General features: G+C 69.0%; 16 protein-coding genes. 7 read left to right on the forward strand and 9 right to left on the reverse strand.

All coding sequences use genetic code 11. From position 1 onward, the window contains the following. Nucleotides 1–30 precede the first annotated feature (30 nt). From IDF66_RS00775 to IDF66_RS00810, 8 genes are all read right to left on the reverse strand, one after another. Entirely contained in the window at nucleotides 31–588 is a 558-nt protein-coding gene (locus IDF66_RS00775) for a UDP-N-acetylmuramoyl-tripeptide--D-alanyl-D-alanine ligase (protein ID WP_190265417.1), read from the reverse strand. Then, nucleotides 585–2,213: a UDP-N-acetylmuramoyl-L-alanyl-D-glutamate--2,6-diaminopimelate ligase gene (locus tag IDF66_RS00780; RefSeq protein WP_190265418.1), complete on the reverse strand. Its 1,629-nt coding sequence runs from the start codon at nucleotides 2,211–2,213 to the stop codon at nucleotides 585–587. Before IDF66_RS00780 ends, IDF66_RS00775 begins: the two co-directional genes overlap by 4 nt. Before the next feature lie 161 nt (nucleotides 2,214–2,374). Next, nucleotides 2,375–4,291 carry a peptidoglycan D,D-transpeptidase FtsI family protein gene (locus IDF66_RS00785; RefSeq protein ID WP_190265419.1) on the reverse strand — a complete coding sequence of 639 codons (1,917 nt, stop codon included), beginning with the start codon at nucleotides 4,289–4,291 and terminating at the stop codon, nucleotides 2,375–2,377. A 21-nt stretch (nucleotides 4,292–4,312) separates the two neighbouring features. After that, nucleotides 4,313–5,215 (reverse strand): hypothetical protein, encoded by a 903-nt coding sequence (locus IDF66_RS00790; RefSeq protein WP_190265420.1) that lies wholly within the window; start codon nucleotides 5,213–5,215, stop codon nucleotides 4,313–4,315. Continuing rightward, complete coding sequence (gene rsmH / locus IDF66_RS00795) at nucleotides 5,212–6,159, reverse strand: 16S rRNA (cytosine(1402)-N(4))-methyltransferase RsmH (protein ID WP_223309159.1); 948 nt, start codon at nucleotides 6,157–6,159, stop codon at nucleotides 5,212–5,214. Before rsmH ends, IDF66_RS00790 begins: the two co-directional genes overlap by 4 nt. A 293-nt stretch (nucleotides 6,160–6,452) precedes the next feature. Then, complete coding sequence (gene mraZ, locus IDF66_RS00800; RefSeq protein ID WP_164309275.1) at nucleotides 6,453–6,893, reverse strand: division/cell wall cluster transcriptional repressor MraZ; 441 nt, start codon at nucleotides 6,891–6,893, stop codon at nucleotides 6,453–6,455. 452 nt (nucleotides 6,894–7,345) lie between these two features. Beyond that, nucleotides 7,346–7,747 carry a DUF3040 domain-containing protein gene (locus IDF66_RS00805; RefSeq protein WP_164309274.1) on the reverse strand — a complete coding sequence of 134 codons (402 nt, stop codon included), beginning with the start codon at nucleotides 7,745–7,747 and terminating at the stop codon, nucleotides 7,346–7,348. A gap of 160 nt (nucleotides 7,748–7,907) precedes the next feature. Further along, nucleotides 7,908–8,381, reverse strand: a complete 474-nt coding sequence (locus IDF66_RS00810; protein WP_223309077.1) for an SAV_6107 family HEPN domain-containing protein — start codon at nucleotides 8,379–8,381, stop codon at nucleotides 7,908–7,910. A 251-nt stretch (nucleotides 8,382–8,632) separates the two neighbouring features. Between IDF66_RS00810 and IDF66_RS00815 the strand changes: the two genes are divergently transcribed. From IDF66_RS00815 to IDF66_RS00825, 3 genes are read left to right on the forward strand one after another with little or no spacing between them, the layout of a single operon-like run. Next, nucleotides 8,633–9,289, forward strand: a complete 657-nt coding sequence (locus IDF66_RS00815; RefSeq protein WP_190266233.1) for a GNAT family N-acetyltransferase — start codon at nucleotides 8,633–8,635, stop codon at nucleotides 9,287–9,289. Between the two features lie 16 nt (nucleotides 9,290–9,305). Next, nucleotides 9,306–10,919: a phytoene desaturase family protein gene (locus IDF66_RS00820; RefSeq protein WP_190265423.1), complete on the forward strand. Its 1,614-nt coding sequence runs from the start codon at nucleotides 9,306–9,308 to the stop codon at nucleotides 10,917–10,919. 43 nt (nucleotides 10,920–10,962) lie between these two features. Continuing rightward, nucleotides 10,963–11,838, forward strand: a complete 876-nt coding sequence (locus IDF66_RS00825; protein WP_190265424.1) for an LppM family (lipo)protein — start codon at nucleotides 10,963–10,965, stop codon at nucleotides 11,836–11,838. An 18-nt stretch (nucleotides 11,839–11,856) separates the two neighbouring features. Here IDF66_RS00825 and metF read toward each other — a convergent pair whose 3' ends face one another. Then, the gene (gene metF, locus IDF66_RS00830) at nucleotides 11,857–12,813 is read right to left on the reverse strand and encodes a methylenetetrahydrofolate reductase [NAD(P)H] (protein WP_317628538.1); all 957 of its coding nucleotides are present in this window, start codon (nucleotides 12,811–12,813) and stop codon (nucleotides 11,857–11,859) included. Nucleotides 12,814–12,895: 82 nt separating this feature from the next. On the opposite strand from metF, the gene IDF66_RS00835 reads away from it, so the two are divergent. From IDF66_RS00835 to IDF66_RS00850, 4 genes are read left to right on the forward strand one after another with little or no spacing between them, the layout of a single operon-like run. Next, nucleotides 12,896–14,050 (forward strand): polyprenyl synthetase family protein, encoded by a 1,155-nt coding sequence (locus IDF66_RS00835; RefSeq protein WP_190265425.1) that lies wholly within the window; start codon nucleotides 12,896–12,898, stop codon nucleotides 14,048–14,050. Between the two features lie 7 nt (nucleotides 14,051–14,057). Continuing rightward, on the forward strand, nucleotides 14,058–15,641 hold the full coding sequence (crtI, locus tag IDF66_RS00840) for a phytoene desaturase family protein (protein WP_190265426.1): 1,584 nt from the start codon (nucleotides 14,058–14,060) through the stop codon (nucleotides 15,639–15,641). Further along, on the forward strand, nucleotides 15,638–17,194 hold the full coding sequence (locus IDF66_RS00845) for an alpha-(1->6)-mannopyranosyltransferase A (protein WP_190265427.1): 1,557 nt from the start codon (nucleotides 15,638–15,640) through the stop codon (nucleotides 17,192–17,194). Before crtI ends, IDF66_RS00845 begins: the two co-directional genes overlap by 4 nt. After that, complete coding sequence (locus IDF66_RS00850) at nucleotides 17,187–18,173, forward strand: phytoene/squalene synthase family protein (protein WP_317628539.1); 987 nt, start codon at nucleotides 17,187–17,189, stop codon at nucleotides 18,171–18,173. Before IDF66_RS00845 ends, IDF66_RS00850 begins: the two co-directional genes overlap by 8 nt. Nucleotides 18,174–18,189: the final 16 nt, after the last annotated feature.

The raw sequence follows: 18,189 nt of genomic DNA on the forward strand, positions 1-18,189 counted from the left end.
TCCCTGTCTGCACTGTCACCCTTGTCGCCCTCACTCGTTCGTCCCCGTCGTCGACATGCTCGATGGCCCGTCCCCCGTACTTTCGTGTGCGGTGTTCTCGTCGTCGCTTGTCTCGTGTCCTGCGCTGTCGCCCGCGTTGCCGTCGCGCGCCGGCCAGAGGGTCGCCAGGCCGGCGATGCCGGGGTCCTCGGCGGCCAGCAGGATCACGTCGCCCGGTCCGGGCCGCCAGTCCTCGGAGGTCAGCAGGTCACGTGCCTCGCCGGCGGTCGCGACCATCCGGACCTCGTCACCCCATGAGCCTTCCATGACGGTGCCCTGGTGAAGGGCACGCACGGCACGCGAACGCCCCACACACAGCGTCTTGTCGACGGCGAGGCGGACGATCTGACGACCGAGTCGATCGTGCTCGACGACACTCTCGTTCTCCGTGAGTCCGTCGGCGACAGCGAGTTCACCCAGGATCGCCCAGGTGCGCGTCTGCCCGGCCTCCGAGGGGGTCGCGCCCGCCTCTGCCAATCTGCGCAGCATGGCACGCACGTCGTCGATGTGGACCGACGACGCCACGAGAACAGTCGGTGGCGTCGTCACTTCTCGTCCTCCCCGTCCTCCGGAGGCGCGATCGACGAATCGAGGGCTGCCCCGGAGACCAGCCGGTCGTCGAAGGGATGCTTGACACCGTCGACCTCCTGACCGGTCTCGTGTCCTTTGCCCGCGATGAGCACGGTGTCCCCCGGCGTCGCCCAGGCGATGGCCGCCGCGATGGCCTCGGCGCGATCACCGACCTCGCGGATCTCGTGGGCGTCGACGTCGAGTCCGGCGGCCCGCGCGCCTGCGAGGACCTCGGCACGGATCGCGGCTGCTTCCTCGGTGCGCGGATTGTCGTCGGTGACGATCACGAGTTCGGCACCGCGAGCGGCGATCTCACCCATGATCGGTCGCTTGCCCACGTCACGGTCACCGCCTGCCCCGACCACCACCGCGATCCGCCCGCGGGTCTGGTCGCGCAGCGTGGCGATCACCGCCTCGAGTGCCGCAGGCTTGTGCGCGTAGTCGACGACGACGAGGAATTGCTGCCCGCGGTCGATCCGTTCGAGCCGGCCCGGGACCGAGACGCCGGCGATCGCGCCGATCGCTGCCGATGGGGTGACCCCGGCGCCGACCGCAATCGCCACCGCCGTCAGGGCATTGGCCACGTTGTAGCGGCCGGGTAGGGGCACCACCATCTCCTGGTCGCCGCCGCCGGGCACGGTGACCGTCACGTGCTGCGCGCCGTCGGCGTCCACTGTCGACGGTCCCGCATGCCACTGGGCCGGCACCGTTCCGGTCGACACCGTCACCGGGGGCGACTGCTTGTCCGAACGGGCGATCTCGACCATCCGGCGTCCCCACTCGTCGTCGACACAGATGATCGGCCGCACCGCGTGCGTCGATGACGACGGCGCGAACAACCGTGCCTTGGCGTCGAAGTAGGCCCGCATCGAATGGTGGAAATCCAGATGGTCCTGCGACAGGTTGGTGAACGCCCCGATGGCGAACTGGGCTCCGTCGACCCGGCCGAGCGCGAGGGCATGGCTGGACACCTCCATCACGACGGCGTCGACGCCGCGCTCGAGCATGGTGGCCAGCATCGCCTGCAGGGTCGGCGCCTCCGGAGTGGTGAGTGCGCTGGGCTGGGCGACCCCGTTGATGCGCGTCTGCACCGTGCCCATCAGGCCGACCGAGTGTCCCGCGGCGAGCAGGGCTGCCTCCACCATGTAGGCGGTCGTCGTCTTGCCCGAGGTGCCGGTGATGCCGATCAGCTTCAGTCGCAGGGACGGGTAGCCGAAGATCCGGGCACTCACCGAGCCGAGAACCTCTCGCGGATTCGGGTGGATGAGCACCGCACACGCCGCATCGGACCCGAGGACCTTTGTCAGCTCCGCACGTCCGGCCGGATCGGTGAGCACGGCTGTGGCGCCCGCCGCGACCGCCTGGTCGGCGAACAGGGCGCCGTGTGTGCGCCCGCCGGGCAGTGCCGCGAAGAGATCGCCGGGAATCACGTCCTGGGCCCGCAATGTCACTCCGGTGACCTCGGTGTCGGCCGATGCCGAACCGACGAGGTCCACACGAGCCCCGGTGGCCGCGGACAAGACCGAGACCGCCGTCGGTGCCACGGCTGTCGGCCGAAGCATTCCCCCGGCAGGCTTCGCCCGGTTACGGCGAGTCGACGCCATCTGTGCCTCCCGCCTCCCTCGTTGTTCAACCCAGGCGGCCCGGGTCGGGCTCGCCGGAACGCACTCACGATACCGTCAGCGCGATCGCTGTCCGTTACGGGTGACTGTGGACGCGCACGGATTCGACATCGGTGCGCCGCCGATCGCCTGACCACCTCCGGTCAGCGCGCCTCCAGGGTCAAACGCGGCGCCGGTCCCGACAGGGGCACCCGGTCGCGCTGCAGCAACCACGAGGCGATCGTGCCGAACATCGGCGCCGCCGACTGCCCGCCGCTGCCGTCCGAGCTGCGTTTCGGATTGTCCAGCATGATGCCGACCACATATCGGGGGTTGTCGGCCGGCGCGATGCCCGCGAAGGTGATGTTGTAGTTCGAGTTCGAGTAGCAGCCACAACTCGGATCGACCTGCTGGGCGGTGCCCGTCTTTCCGGAGATCTGGTAGCCGGCGACGGCACCCGTGTAGCCGGTCCCCTGCTGCACACCCATCGGGTCCTTCTGCATGACGGCCCGGAACATGTTCCGGACCTTCTCGGCGGTCTGTGGGCTCACCACACGGACACCGTCCGGGCGGGACATGTCATCGACGTCGTGCCCGTCTCGCTGCTCGGACTCGAGGATGCGCGGCGGGACCCGCACACCGTTGTTCGCGATGGCCTGATACATCCCGGTCATCTGCAGCAGCGTCATCGACAGCCCCTGACCGATGGGCAGATTCGCGAACGAACCGCCCGACCATTGACTCAGGGCAGGCACCTCGCCTGCGCTCTCGGCCGGCAGCCCGACGCCGGTGCGCTGGCCGAGGCCGAATCTCTGGACCATGTCGGCGTACCGTTTCTCGCCGATCTTCCGGGCCAGCATGAGGGTGCCGACATTCGACGACTTACCGAAGATCCCGGTCGTGGTGTACGGCTCGACGCCGTGCGACCAGGCGTCGTTGACCGTCACCCCCGCCATGTTGATGCTGCCGGGTACCTGGTGCACCTCGGTCGGCGTGGTGACGCCGTACTCGATGGCGGCCGATGCCGCGATGATCTTGTTGACCGAGCCCGGCTCGAACGGCGACGTGACCGCCCGGTTGCCGAGGTCGGCGTTCTGCTGGTCTCCCAGCGGCTGCGACGCGTTGAATGTGTTGTCGTTGGCCATCGCGACCACTTCGCCGGTCTTGGCGTCGAGGACCACCGCCGATGCGTTCTTGGCGCCCGAGGCCGCCTTGGCCGCCGACACCTGGCTCTGCACGAACCACTGGACGTCCGAATCGATCGTGAGGCGAACGGTCGCGCCGTTGAGGGCCGGATGCACGTTGCGGGTGCTGCCCGGGATGATCGCGCCGTCGGAGCCGCGATCGTAGGTCTTGGAACCGTTGGTGCCCGCAAGTTGCGAATCGAGGGAGGCCTCGAGACCGACGAGGCCGTTGCCGTCGTAGTTGACGTCGCCGATGATGTTGGCACCCAACGACCCTCCGGGGTAGAGCCGGATGCTCTGCGGGTCGGCTCCGACCTCCGGGAACTCCTCGGTGATCTTGTTCGCCACCTCCGGACTCACCGATCGAGCCAGGTACACGAAGGTGTCGTCGCTCTTGAGCTTGGACAACAGGTCCTGCTCGCTGATCGAACCACCGAGCGCCGACGACACGCCTTTCGCGATCTCGCCGAGGCGTTCGTCCACATCCGGTAGCGCGTCGTCCTTCTGATGGGCCTCGGCGATCGTCTTGCGAACCGACTTGGGCAGGAAGGTCAGCGATCGCGCTTCGTCGGTGTAGGCGAGCGGGCGACCCTTGCGATCGAGGATCGCCCCGCGTTTCGCAGTGAGGACCTGTGTGTACTCGCGTTGTTGGGCCGCCTCGGCCGAGATCGACGATGCCTCCACGGTGTGCACCACGATCATCCGGATCGCCACCGCCAGCACCGCGAGGATCACCAATGCCCCGGCGATCCGGCTCCGGCCCAGGAATGTCTCCGGCCGTTGCGGACCGCCTGCTCCGGAACCGGCACCGCCGCGACCACCTCCGGAACCTCCGCGGCCACCTCGACCCCGACCGGAAGAACCCGCGTCGAAACGCTGGAAGACGGCACGTGTCATGGTTGCCAATTGTCCACGCTGTTAGCGGGATTCCCGCGAATTTGCGCCCGGCGCGTTCTGGTTCGTCGGCAGCACGTTCGGTGCGGGACGGACCGCGGACGGTGCGGGTGCCGTCTGTGTGGTCGCGCCCGCCGCCGGTGCGGTGCCATCAGGGGTGACCGACGACGATGCGCCGGGTGTCGGCGCGGGGTTGGGGGCAGGCGTGGGTGTGGCGGTAGGCGCCTGCGCGGAATTGTCTCCAGGTGTCGAACTCGGTTGCGCACCTGCGGATTCCGCCCCGCCCCCGGGAAGCCCCTCGGAGTCGTCGACCTTCTTGGGGTCGATGCTCGACACCGGATCCGGTCCGGTCGGCGGGTTGATCGAACGCATGGCACGACCCTGCGCGGGTTCCGGATCGCCGATCACCCGAGGCGGTCCGGTTCCGGTCACGATCATCCGCGCCGGATTCTTCGCCGGGATCATGCCCAGCCGAGATGCCTTGTCGGACAGTTCCGGTGCCGAGTCACCCGATTCGTAACTGCGCTTGAGCGAGTCACGCCGATCGACCAGCGCCTGGTTCGCCTGACGCTCCTCACCGAGCCGATACGAATCCGCTGCTGCCTTCGTCGACAACAGCAGGCTCATGCCGAGCCCGATCACAAGGAGGGCGAGCACCGGTACCACGAAAGGAATTCCGGCGACTCGAGCCCGCATCGAGATCTGGGGACCGACCGTCGCCGACATCGCTTTCGCCCGGGTCCGGCCTGCGATCTGATCGGCCCGCTCATCCCGCTCGAGCCGCTTCCGACGCCGGTCTATCGCGCGCTGGGCCGCGCGAGACCGAGTCGCGCGCTCACTCTCGAACCCCGAATGCCGCCTGCCTCGGCGGATCTCGTCCGCTTCGACGTGGTCATCGTCGATCTCGATGTCCTGCAAGACGGTCATGCGCGATCCTTTTCGTCGACACGTTCGATCACCCGGACACGCACCGGGGCCGATCGAGGGTTCTCCGTTTGCTCCTGGTCGTTCGCTCGCTCGGCGCCGCGGGTGATCAAGCGAAAATCCGGTGCAGAGTCCGGCAATTCCACCGGGAGGCCGATCGGCGAGGTCGATGTCGTGCGGCTGACGAACTCCCGCTTGACGATCCGGTCCTCGAGCGACTGGTAACTCATCACGGCGACGCGTCCACCGACCCGCAGGGCCGACAACGCTGCCGGAAGTGCACGACGCAGCGCATCGAGCTCGTGGTTGACCTCGATCCGCAACGCCTGGAAGGTACGTTTCGCCGGATGCCCACCGGTCCTGCGCGTGGCGGCCGGGATGGCGGCGTAGAGCAGCTCGACGAGACGGCCACTCGTGGTGAACGGCTCCTTCTCGCGCTCCCGCAGGATCGCCGACGCGATCTTCCCGGCGAATCGTTCCTCGCCGTACTCCGACAGGATGCGCGCCAGGTCGCCGTGCGAGTACGTGTTGAGAATATCTGCGGCCGTTGTGGTTTCGGAGGAGTTCATCCGCATGTCCAGGGGCGCGTCGACCGCGTACGCGAAACCCCGGTCAGGACGATCGAGTTGCATGGACGACACACCGAGGTCGAAGAGAACCGCGTCGACGAGGTCGACACCGACGTCGGTCAACACCTCGCCGATCTCGTCGAAACGGGCCTGATGGAAGGTGATCCGCTCACCGAACTCCGCCAGACGGTCGCGAGCGATGTCGAGCGCGTTGCTGTCCCGGTCGATGCCGATCACCCGGACCCGCGGATCGGCGCGCAGTATGAGTTCGGTGTGGCCGCCGGCCCCGAGCGTGCCATCCACGAAGACGGGCGCGCTGCCGGTTCCGGGGAACGCCGCCGTGATGAGCTCGACCATCCGGTCTGCCATCACCGGCAGATGCCCGAACTCGCCGGAACGGCGGGGCGTCCCACTGTGGTCCGCGTGCGGAGTGAGCCGATCGGATTCGCCGTCCGGCTCCTCGTGGCGTGCGTTCACCGACCTCCTCCTCGGACTGTGCGGTTCGATTCGTCGGTCTCGGGCGGTGAGGGTTCGCAACGGGGTGTCTCCGATGAGGCGGGGTCTCGGCCCGATCGCGCACCTGGCGTTGGGGAAGTACGCCAGGGTCGCTCCGGGCCGAGGCCTCGACCCATCCGATCCCGTATTCATCTGTCTGCCCGATCGCTTGCCTGCTACAGCAACGCGTCCAGTGCGTCTGAGCCCGCGGCGGAGAAGTCCTCCTCGTGCTCACTCTGGTAGTCGCTCCACGCTTGCGCGTCCCAGATCTCGAGGTGATCGAACCCGCCGATCACCACGCATTCCTTGGACAGGCCCGCGTAGGTCCGGTGTTCGGCCGACAGGGTGATCCGGCCCTGCCCGTCGGGTCGCTGCTCATCGGTACTCGCGAAGAAGTACCGCTGATAGGCCCGCGCCTCAGGGTTGTTCCGCGACGCCGCCATGGTGCGTTCAGCGATCGCGTCGAACTCGTCGGCTCGATACACCGACAGGCTGCGGTCCTGGCCTCGTGTGACCATCACCCCTCCTGCCAGTGCGTCGCGGAACTTGGCGGGCAACGTGAGCCGCCCCTTGTCGTCCAACTTGGGCGTGTAGGTGCCGACAAATCGCACGGACATGTCGACACCTCCTGCCCTACTGGGTTCGGCGTCCGGTCCGTCTCACCCAGTGCTGCCACAGTACCCCACTTTCCTCCACTTTCCACCCCTGACGCTCCACCTACCCCCCACACGATCGGAAAAGTCCAGTTCAATGGCCTTATTTTGAGTGGGGCATGTTGCGCGACACGGCGCGTCGCATGCGCAGATGTGCGGTGGTGGTGATGCTGAATCACATCAAAGTGCCAGGTGAGGAATGAGATCCGTGCCCTGTGGGGCATAGTGGGGCACTTCGGTGGGGCGGCGTGGGGAATCGGGGTGGGGCACGGTGGGGAGTCGCACCGGGGAGTCGCACCGGGGAGTCGAGGGAGGGCGTCGGCTCCACGCGCCATCGCCAACACGAAAAGACCGCACACCGAAGTGGCGTGCGGTCTGTGAACGACCTTGCGCCGGGTTCTCACCCGGCGGGCGATCTACTCCTGCTCGAAGCGGCGGTTGAACCGCTCTTCCATGCGTTCGGAGAACTTACGCTTGGGTGCGCTGCCTCGGGACTCCTTGGCACCGTTGCCGTGCTCACGATCGGCCCCCGCCGACCGACTGCCGCCGCCCCACAGTGCGAGCAACCCCGCACCGAACATCACGAGAAACCCGATGAGGCTGATGATCGGGAACCCGCCGACGCGCACCTCGACGATGAGTCCACCGACGAGGAGGACCAGACCCACAACGAAGATGGCAACCGCTTGCAGGCGACGCCGGCCGCTGGACCGTCCGAGGCGACGACGCTTGACGCTCGACGCGAACTTCGGGTCTTCGGCATACAGAGCGCTTTCGATCTGTTCGAGCATCCGCTGCTCGTGCTCCGAAAGAGGCACCGACCCTCCTAACTCCCACTCCACCGACCCGACCGCATGGCCGTTGCCGGTCCTGCGCGATGTCGACGCCGTCTGCCGCCGTCTGCGGCTTCAATTTCCCATGATACGAGCAGAATCACCCGGCGACCACCATTACCCGAGGTTGGGTCGGATCATACCGTCACGCGGTCCGGTCCGAATGCGCGGCCTGGTGGGGCAATTTGCCTTGCTCGTACGAGATGAGCAACGCCTCGACGGCATCGAGCAGGTCGATGACCCTGCGGCGCATCTGCTGCACCGCTCGATCGTCGATCGCGCGGACCAGGCCGGCCTCGATGTCGAGGCGTACCCGCGAGCGGGCGGCAAAGTAGGCGGCGTGGTCGTCGAGCTCGGGGACCACCACCGGGACCCGATTCCAGGCGCTACGGGAATGCCTGCGCCGGACCGGCCTGTTCGTCGGCTCGTGGATCTCCAGCGCCGCACCTGCGGCCCGCAGCGCGGTGAGGTAGTACTGACGGAAGCGCTCTGCGGAGTCGTCGACGCCGTCGGCGTTGTCGAACAGATTCTGGGCGCGGTCGAGCAGGTCACGGCTACGTCCCACCACGATCGGATCGATGTCCGTCGTGGACCCGGTCGTCGGAATCGAGTTGGGCATGTCCACCTCCCCGTGGTCAGTCGGCCGTCGTTGTACGCGGTGCGACTGCTGTATACAACGCCGGCCCGACAGCAAACGCTTCCCTCGTCGCCGTCGGGCCGGCGCCCGATGTCGGCGGGTGGACAGAACAGCTTGCGGAGGCTGATTCATCGAACACCCGTTCGACATATTCAATATAGCTAGCACCTCCGTCACCTTCAAGGCGACGGCCGACCCCGATGTCCACTGTTCGACGAGAGGACAGACGTTCGTTGACGATCCGCCTCGTTGATCTGACCGGCCAGGATTCCCGGATCTGGCTCGAACCCGCCCTCGACATCTACGTGACCGCGATGAACTATCCACGCGGTACCGAGATCCACCGGGCGGCGCTCTGGCGCGACCACATCACCCGTCCCCGCTGGCGCGCGGTCGGGGCGGTGGCCACGATGCCTGCCGCCGAGATCACCTCCCCGCAGATGGCGCGTCGACGCCTGGCCCGGCCGGTGGCGGTCTCCGACGACGAGCTCCTGGTCGGGATCGCCTACGGCTATCAGGGCGCGCGCGACCAGTGGTGGAACCAGCAGCTCCGCATCGGCCTGCGGCAGGCGGGACATTCCGATCCCGCCGTCGACGCGATCACCCGCGACTACTTCGAGCTGACCGAACTGCACGTGCACCCGACGGCCCAGGGACGTGGCCTCGGACAGTGGCTGCTCGGCAGGCTGCTCGCCGGCCGGCCCGAGGGCCAGGTGTTGCTGTCGACACCCGAGGCGCCTGCCGAGGACAACCGCGCCTGGTCCCTGTACCGGCGCATGGGATTCGTCGACATACTGCGCCACTTCACCTTCACCGGTGACCCGCGTCCGTTCGCGTTTCTGGGGCGACCGCTTCCGCTGGGCCCCGACGACCCGGCCCGTGCACGATGACCGGACGGACTGCCGGATGAGCCTCGCAGGCGATCGAACCCATCGGCCACTCGACGCGATCGTCGTCGGGGCCGGCCACAACGGCCTGGTCGCGGCCGCCTACCTCGCCCGTGCCGGACGATCGGTGCGCGTCGTCGAACGCGACGACGTCGCAGGAGGCGCGGTCTCGACGGTCGAGCGTTTCCCCGGCTACCGGGTCGATCGCGGGTCGTCGGCACACCTCATGATCCGCCATTCCCCGATCCTCGACGAGCTCTCCCTCGCCGATCACGGACTGCGCTACATCGACTGTGATCCGTGGGCATTCGCCCCATCGACCGACCGGACCGGGCCGATCGTCTTCCGCACCGACCTCGACGCCACGTGCGCATCGATCGACCGCGCGGTCGGCTCCGCCGATGCCGAGGCGTACCGCAGATTCGTCGAGGTGTGGCGTCCACGCGCCAGGGCCGTCATGCGCTCGTTCTACTCCCCGGCGAGCCCGGGACGGTTCGCCACTGCGTTCACCGGTCTCACCCGCACCGCCCACTCCGCCCGGACGGGACTCATCGGACATCGGACCGGCGCGATGCTGTCCCTGACGCAGGAGCTGATGTCCTCCGGCGACACCCTGCTCGACCGATGGTTCACCTCCGAGCCACTCAAGGCCGCACTGGCCTGGTTCGGTGCGCAGTCGGGGCCGCCGATGAACGCACCCGGCACCGCCCCGATGGTCGGCTTCGCCGCGCTCCAGCACGACATACCGCCCGGACGCGCCATCGGTGGCAGCGGAGCACTCACCGAGGCCCTCCTCGGCAGGCTCGGGAGCGACGGCGGCGAGGTGATGCTCGGCCGGGCCGCCACCTCGATCACGCGATGCGGCGACCACTGGCAGGTCCGGACCGTGGACGGCGACGGCCACTGTGCGCGAAAGGTGATCGCGGCCTGTCACATCGCCACCACCCTCGACCTGCTGACCGCAGGTGGATATCCACGCGAGCCGGCCGAGCGCTGGCGGTCGCAGATCGTCATCGGAGACGGCATCGGCATGGCCATCCGGCTCGGCGCCGACGCCCTGCCCGCATACCGCGACCTGCCGTCGGATCTCCCCGCCCACGGCGTGCATTCGGCGCTCGGTCTCCTGGTGACCGATCGCGCGCAGCTCCGACGGGCTCACGCCGCGGCGTCGGTGGGTGACCTGCCCGAGCGTCCCGCCTGCGTGGCGATGGGATATTCGGCGATCGACCCCACCCTCGCACCGCCCGGCAAGCATCTCGTCAGCGTATGGGCACAATGGCATCCCCATCGCCTCTCCAGGGGCCGGTCGTGGGCCGACGTCGCGCCGGATGCGGCCGCCGCGATCGGTGCGGAACTCGACCGCCACGCGCCCGGGTTCGGTGAGCACGTCGAGCACACCCATATCCAGACCCCGGACGACCTCGAGCAGGAACTCGGCCTGCTCGGCGGCAACATCATGCACGTCGAGATGAGCATCGATCAGATGTTCTTCTGGCGTCCCCACCCCGATCTGTCCGGGCACTCCGTCCCCGGCGCGGACGGGATCCTGCTGGCCGGGGCATCGACGCACCCCGGCGGCGGCGTGACGGGAGCGAGCGGCCGGATCTCCGCGCACCTGGCGCTGCGACGGTGACCCGTGCGCGTCGGCAACGGTTTGCTCCGCCACGTCTGGCACGATGAGCAACGTGCGCTCGTCATCTCGAAGGTCCGCGGTCCTGTTGCTGGTGTCCCTGATGGCTGCCGCTCCCCTGCTCACGGGCTGTCTGGAACGCTCGACCACCGTCGGTGACCGGTACTCCGGCACCATCGTGGTGGCGACCTCGCCGGACAACCCGCGCGGCGCACCCAAGCTCGACGTCCCGGAGTCGATGGGGTCGAGCGTCACCCTCAGCGACTACTCCACGCGACCCGAGTCCGAGACGACCGCTGCGCCCGGCAGTTCCCCGACACAGTCACCCGCGAGCCCCGGCGCGAGCGCGGCTCCCGACAACACCGCCGACAAGGTCATCCCGCGCGTCGGCACCCGCGCCGTCTTCACCGATCTCACCGCCGGACAGTTCAGCCAGCTCGGCGACATCGTGGCGGCCTCGTTCGGCGAATCCGCGATGAGCATGGACCTCTCGGCCAAGCGCAGTGGCGATGTCGTACGTTTTCGCGGCTCCGCCGACCTCACCGACCTGACGCCGAACCGCGACTTCGTCGAGCTCACGGTGACTTTCGGTGGACCGGTGAGCGCCACCAACGGCGATCAGATCAGCGACACCACCGTCACCTGGACACCCGAGCCGCGCAAGCCGTCGGACTTCAGCGCAGACGCCACCTATCCTGATCCGGCGACCGCCGCCGTCAGCAGCTGGTCGTGGTTCTTCGCACTGGTCTGTCTGGCGGCCGTCGCCATCGTGGGCTGGCTCGCCTACCTCAAGCGAGACCGCAGTCCTCGACCGGGCCGACCGCGGCGGTCGGGTCCGACGCGGTCGAAGTCGTCGACGAAGTCCGGGGCGACCGAGCCGGAGACGACGACACAGCAGAAGTCGGGGTCCGGCAGCCGGTGACCGGCCGACCGTCGGGCGTCAGCCGACGGTCGCGCCCAGCGCCGACGACGCGTCGACACCGAGGCGCTCGAGGACCTCGCTGGTCGCCTTGGCGAAGTTCAGGCTGCAGAAGTGGATGCAGGGCACCCCCTCGGCGACGAGGCGTTGTGCCATCTCGGTCGCGAAGTCGATCCCGACGGCGCGCACCGCCTCCCGGTTCTCCTCCGCACCGTCCCCGGCCGCGGCCGCGAATCGTGCCTGTACGTCGGGCGGGATCACCGACCCCGACAGCTCGGCCATCCGCCGCACGCTCGCCAGCGACGTGATCGGCATGATCCCGGGAATGAGCGGCTTTGCGCCCTGCTCCGGATCCGCGCGGACCACCCGATCGCGCAGCCGCAGGAAGTCGTCGACGTCGAAGAACATCTGGGTGATGGAGTACTCGGCACCGGCGCGCAGCTTGTTCACCAGCGTGCGGGTGTCGTGCTCGAGCGTCGGCGCCCGGTGATGCCCTTCGGGGAACGACGCGACCCCGACATGGAAATCGCCGAGCTGGTCGATCAGCCGCACCAGTTCCTCGGCGTAGGCGACTCCGTCCGGATGCTGTACCCATTCCCCGAGCGGGTTGCCCGGAGGGTCGCCGCGGAGCGCGAGGATATTGGTGATGCCCTGGTCGGCGTAGGCGCCGACCAGCGCCCGCAGCTCGTCGATGCTGTGGTTGACCGCCGTCAGATGGGCCACCGGCAGGAGGGTGGTCTGGGCGGCTAGCTCGCCGGTGATGCGGACCGTCCGGTCACGGGTGGACCCGCCGGCGCCGTAGGTCATGGAGACGAATGCCGGACCCAATCGCTCGAACGTGCGGACCGCACGCCACAGCCTCGCCTCGGCCTCGGCGTCCTTGGGCGGGAAGAACTCCACCGAGAACGGGACGGGGCCGCGGTGAGGTGCCGACAGCCGGTCCACGATCGATGGAGCCCGGGTGGGAGATGAGGTCACCCGCACATTGTACGGATCACGGGTCAGGGCCCGCCGGGACCGGGCTCCACGCCGGCGCCGTCGGCGGCACTAGCCTGGCAGGGTGACGTCCGCCCTGCCGATCCCGACCACCCTCGACGCCGTGCCCGCCGCGGTCGAGGCCGCCCTCGAGGTCTTCTTCGGGCGCGCGGTCCCGGTGGCCGCCGACGTCGACCCGCAGGTGGGCGAGGCAGGCGAGGTGGTGCGGGACTTCGTCCTGCAGGGCGGGAAACGGGTTCGCCCGGTCTTCGCCTATGCAGGATGGCTCGCCGGCCTGAGCTCCTCCGGACGTGAACTCCCGGCCACCGGGCCGGACTCCCCCGGCGCCCAGGACGCCCTCCGGGTCGCCGCCTCGCTCGAACTCGTCCAGGCCTGCGCGCTGATCCACGACGACATCATCGACCGATCCGACACCCGCCGAGGCCGCCCCACCGTGCACCGGGTGTTCGAACGCCGCCACATCGATGACGGCTGGGCCGGCGACGCCGCCCACCACGGGGCGGCCGCCGCGATCCTGCTCGGCGACCTCGCTCTGGCCTGGGCCGACGACATGGTGCACGGTCATCACCCGGGCGATGCGACCGTGCCGGGAGAAACTGCTCCACGGCCCCTGCCTGCGTCGGTCGGCCGGGTGTGGTCGTCGATGCGTACCGAGGTTCTCGGCGGTCAGTACCTCGACATCGTCAACGAGGCGGGCGGCGACGAGTCCGTGGACGCCGCGTACCGCGTCATGCGGTTCAAGACCGCCGCCTACACGGTCGCCCGGCCGCTCGAACTCGGGGCCACCCTCGCGTCGGCCCCCGCGTCGCTGATCGGCGATCTCCGTTCGATCGGCCACGATCTCGGCGTCGCCTTCCAGTTGCGCGACGATCTCCTGGGAGTGTTCGGCGATCCCGACCGGACGGGCAAACCATCCGGTGACGACCTGGTCGCCGGGAAGCGCACCGCGCTGCTCGCGGTCGGACTGGCACGGGCGGGCGAACGCGATCCGGCACTCGCCGAACGTCTCCGCGCCGCCGTCGGCCGCCCGCTGACCGAGGACGAGGTGCGAACGGCCCGGTCGATCCTCACCGACGTCGGCGCCGTCGACGAGATCGAGACCCAGATCTCCGGTCTCCTCACCAGCGCCCTGGCCACCCTCGGGGCGGCCGACATGTCCGAACCGGTCCGTACCGAGCTGGGGGCCTTCGCCCATCGCATCGCTCACCGCACGACGTGATCGCGACGTGACGACACAGACGGCCCCGCACGGTGCCCGGGTGGTGATCATCGGTGCCGGCTTGTCGGGACTCTCGGCGGCACTGCGGCTCACCGAACTCGGGCACCGGGTCACCGTCGTCGATGCCGCGCCCACCGCGGGCGGACTGGTCCGCACCGAACCGCTCGCCACCCACGACAAGGCCCCGGACCTGGGCGCCGGTTCGGTCGGATTCGACACCGGCGCAACGGTTCTCACCATGCCATCGTTGATCGACGACGCACTCGGTGCGGTCGGCATCTCACCCGCGGAATCCCGCCGCCGACTGGCCCTGATCGACGTCGACCCGTCGTACAGCGCTCGATTCGCCGACGGCACGCACCTCGACATCCCGCGCGGCGCCGACAGGTTGGCCGCCGCCGCGACCTCGACGTTCGGCCCGGACGCGGGGACCGGGGTGCGCGACCTCACCAGATGGCTTGCCCGGCTGCATGACGTCGAGTTCGACACCTTCATCGATCACAACCTCAGTTCCCTCTCCGACCTGCGCGACCGCCGACTCCTCTCCCGCGCCGTGGATCTGGTGATGATGGGGGCGACGCGGCGACTCACGCCGGCCGTCGCGCGGCACGTCTCCGACGAACGGCTGCAGCGTGTGTTCACGTTCCAGGCCCTCTACGCGGGGGTGCCGCCACAGCATGCGGCGGCGATCTATGGCGTGATCGCACACATGGACATCGGCATGGGCGTCTATTACCCGACCGGCGGGATGGGTCGCATCGGTGCCGTCATGGCCGATGCCCTCCGCGAGGCCGGCGGAAGGGTCGAACTGTCCACCCGTGCGGAGGCCCTGTGTCGCGACGACTCGCAGGTCACGGGCGTCCGACTGGACTCCGGCGACATCGTGCCCGCCGACGCGGTGGTGGCCGCCGTCCCGATCGGCGAGGTGGCCCGACTGTTCGGCACACCGATGCCTCGCGGACCGCGATGGCGCCGGATCCGTCACTCGCCGAGCGCCGTCGTGATCCATGGCCTCGCACCACGTTCGGTGACCGCGACCTGGCCGGGCCATCACCACACCCTCGACTTCGGGGCCGCGTGGGCGGAGACCTTCGTCGACCTGACCCGCGCGCCCGGGCGTCTCATGCGCGATCCGTCGTTCCTGGTGACGCGTCCCGCGGTGTCGGACCCGAGCCAGACCGGTTCGATGGAGCCCGTCTCCGTGCTCGCGCCCTGCCCCAACCTGGTGACCGCCGACCTGCCCTGGGACATCCTCGCCGACGCCTACGTCGACGAGTGCCTGCAGACCCTCGCACGCCGCGGCTACCGCGGCATCGACACGGCCCTGCAGGTGCTGCGCGTCGACGACCCCACCACCTGGGCGTCCGCAGGACTGCCGGCCGGGACGCCGTTCGGCGCCGCCCACACCGTTCGGCAGACCGGTCCGTTGCGTACCCCGAACCGATGGCCGGGCAGCACCAATCTGATCCTGGCGGGTGCGGCGACGGTGCCGGGAGTCGGCATCCCGCCGGTGCTGGTGTCCGGCAGGCTCGCCGCCGAGCGCGTCGTCTCGGCGCTCGGCATGAGGTCGCGCCGTAGGATCAGGCCGTGACCGCGACGCGCGACGACACTCCGCCATCCCGTCGGAACCGCGCGGTTCGCGAGCCGGGCTTCGCGGACCTGGTGGTGGGCTTCGTCGGTTCCGTGTTCGTGTGCGTCGGCAGCTTCGGCGTCGGCGACATCGCACGCAACAGCACCGTCGCCCAGGATCTCGGTCTGTCGGCGATCGCGTACGGACACGGCAAGACCTTGTTCGGCAGCATCTTCTGGCTCGGCGTCGCCACCATGGTGATCGCCTGGGTGCGGCTGGGACGCCGGCTCGGTACCGACCGACCGGCGCTGTCGGTGCGCACCTTCGGATGGGGCATCGTGGGCTGGGCCGCCCCGCTCGCCGTGGCCGTTCCCGTCTACAGCCGCGACGTCTACGCCTACCTCGGTCAGGGAGCCCTGTTCCGGGAGGGCTTCGATCCCTATGCCGACGGACCCGCCCACCTGCCCGGACCCCTCCTCGACAGCATGGCGCAGGTGTGGGCGACCACCACCGCGCCCTATGGTCCGCTCTTCGTCGGACTCACCCGGCTGGTCACCGACATCACCGGCGACCACGTCATTCTCGGCGTGTACTCGATCCGGCTCATCCTGTTGCCCGGGCTCCTGTTGTCGCTCTGGGCGATTCCGCGGCTGGCCCGACATTTCGGCGCGTCACCGCAGACCGGTCTGTGGCTGGCACTCGCCAACCCGATGGTCCTCATCCATCTGGTGGCAGGCAGCCACGTCGAGTTGCTGATGATGGGCGTGCTCGTGTCCGGTGTCGCCCTGGTGGTCACCGGGCGACACGTCCACGGTCTGGTCGTGCTCGGGCTGGCGGTGTCCATCAAGGTCACCGCCGGTATCGCGATCCCGTTCGTGGTGTGGATCTGGTTGTCGCACATCCGTGCCCGGCGGCGTGTCGAGCCGGTCGACGTGGCCCGTGTGTTCGCCTCGGTGATCGGCATCACCGTCGCCGTGTTCGCGGTGTGCACCGCCGTACTCGGGCTCGGGCTGGGCTGGCTCACCGGTCTCGGCTGGGCCGATCGCATCATCAACTGGTTCACCCTGCCCACCCTCGCGGGGCACATCGTGACACTGGTCGCCGCGCCGTTCACGGCGTTGAACCTGCAACCGGTCCTCGGGGTCACACGTGCCGTGGGCATGGTGGTACTCGCGATCGTCCTGGTGGGTCTGTGGTGGTCGCATCGCCGTGACGAACGCAGCGCCATGGCGGGCATGGTGTGGGCGATGCTCGCAGTTCTGCTCCTCGAACCCTCCACGCTCCCCTGGTACTACACCTGGGTTCTGTGCCTGGCAGTGGCATTCACCCTGCCCCGCTGGGTGCGGGCGATCGTCGTCGGGGTGTCCACCTTCATGCTGATCGTGTTCCAGCCCGACGACTCGATTCTCTTCTACAAACTCCCGGAAGTCCTCCTGGCAACGGCGCTGTCTCTCCTTGCGGCGATCTCGCTCACCCGACGGGATCCGCTGCGCCTGCGCCGGGCGCTCGACTGGTTCCGCGGCGGCCCCGACACCCCGCACGAGACCGACCGATCGACGACCTCCGGTGCGTGAGAACATGCTTCGCGATTCCGTCGACACGGATCCCGTTCGGCTCGGGTACCGGCGGGCACGCGCCCTCACGGCCGAACACGGCCGGACGTATTTTGCGGCGTCGTGCCTCCTGCCCCCGCCGCAACGTCGCGGGGTATGGGCGCTCTACGGGTTCGCGCGCATCGTCGACGACGTCGTCGATCTTCCCTCTGCCGTACCTGCGCCACATGGTCGGGCCGCCCAGATCGACCGGATCGAGGAGGCGCTGCACGTCGTGCTCCACACACCCGACACACCGGACGCCGGGCTCGACCACCGATCCGCGGACGTGGAACAGGGCGACGCCGATCTCGGGTCGATCCTGGCCGCGGTGCGCGACACCGTCGTGCGGTTCGACATCCCCACCCACACCTTCGACGCGTTCCTGCGGTCGATGCGGATGGACGTGCCCGGCACCACCGAATTCCGGGACCGCTATCGGACCTGGGCCGAACTCGCCGAGTACACCTACGGATCCGCGGCCGTCATCGGCCTCCAGATGATCCCGCTGCTCGGCGTGAGGGCGGCCGATGACGACGTCGCCGAGGGTGCCGCGACGCTGGGCGAGGCGTTCCAGTTGACCAACTTCCTGAGGGACGTCGCCGAAGATCTCGACCGCGACCGGATCTACCTGCCCACCGACGAACTCGCGGCGTTCGGCGTGGATGAGGACCACCTCCGCCGATGTCGCGCGGAACATGTGACCAGCCCCCACCTCCGCCGGGCGCTCGCCAACATGATCGCCGTCAACCGCGACCAGTACCGACGAGCCTGGCCCTCGATCACGGTTCTGCCCAACAGGTCTCGGCGCTCGATCGCGGCAGCGGCGGCCATGTATCACGACATCCTGCGCGAGATCGAACGGGCCGACCACGACGTCATGGATCGTCGCGTGGTGGTGAGCGGTCGACGACGGGCCGTGCTGGCCGCACAGGCGGTCTCCGGTCGCCGTCCGTGGTGAGACGGCCGGGCAGACC

It is taken from the genome of Gordonia hankookensis (genome assembly GCF_014673215.1).
Taxonomy (GTDB): domain Bacteria; phylum Actinomycetota; class Actinomycetes; order Mycobacteriales; family Mycobacteriaceae; genus Gordonia; species Gordonia hankookensis.

Excerpts from the sequence above, each read along its gene's own strand:
- IDF66_RS00780 (WP_190265418.1), bottom strand. The coding sequence starts at position 2,213 with ATGGCGTCGACTCGCCGTAACCGGGCGAAGCCTGCCGGGGGAATGCTT.
- IDF66_RS00785 (WP_190265419.1), bottom strand. The coding sequence starts at position 4,291 with ATGACACGTGCCGTCTTCCAGCGTTTCGACGCGGGTTCTTCCGGTCGG.
- IDF66_RS00790 (WP_190265420.1), bottom strand. The coding sequence starts at position 5,215 with ATGACCGTCTTGCAGGACATCGAGATCGACGATGACCACGTCGAAGCG.
- mraZ (WP_164309275.1), bottom strand. The coding sequence starts at position 6,893 with ATGTCCGTGCGATTTGTCGGCACCTACACGCCCAAGTTGGACGACAAG.
- IDF66_RS00810 (WP_223309077.1), bottom strand. The coding sequence starts at position 8,381 with ATGCCCAACTCGATTCCGACGACCGGGTCCACGACGGACATCGATCCG.
- IDF66_RS00820 (WP_190265423.1), top strand. The coding sequence starts at position 9,306 with ATGAGCCTCGCAGGCGATCGAACCCATCGGCCACTCGACGCGATCGTC.
- IDF66_RS00825 (WP_190265424.1), top strand. The coding sequence starts at position 10,963 with ATGAGCAACGTGCGCTCGTCATCTCGAAGGTCCGCGGTCCTGTTGCTG.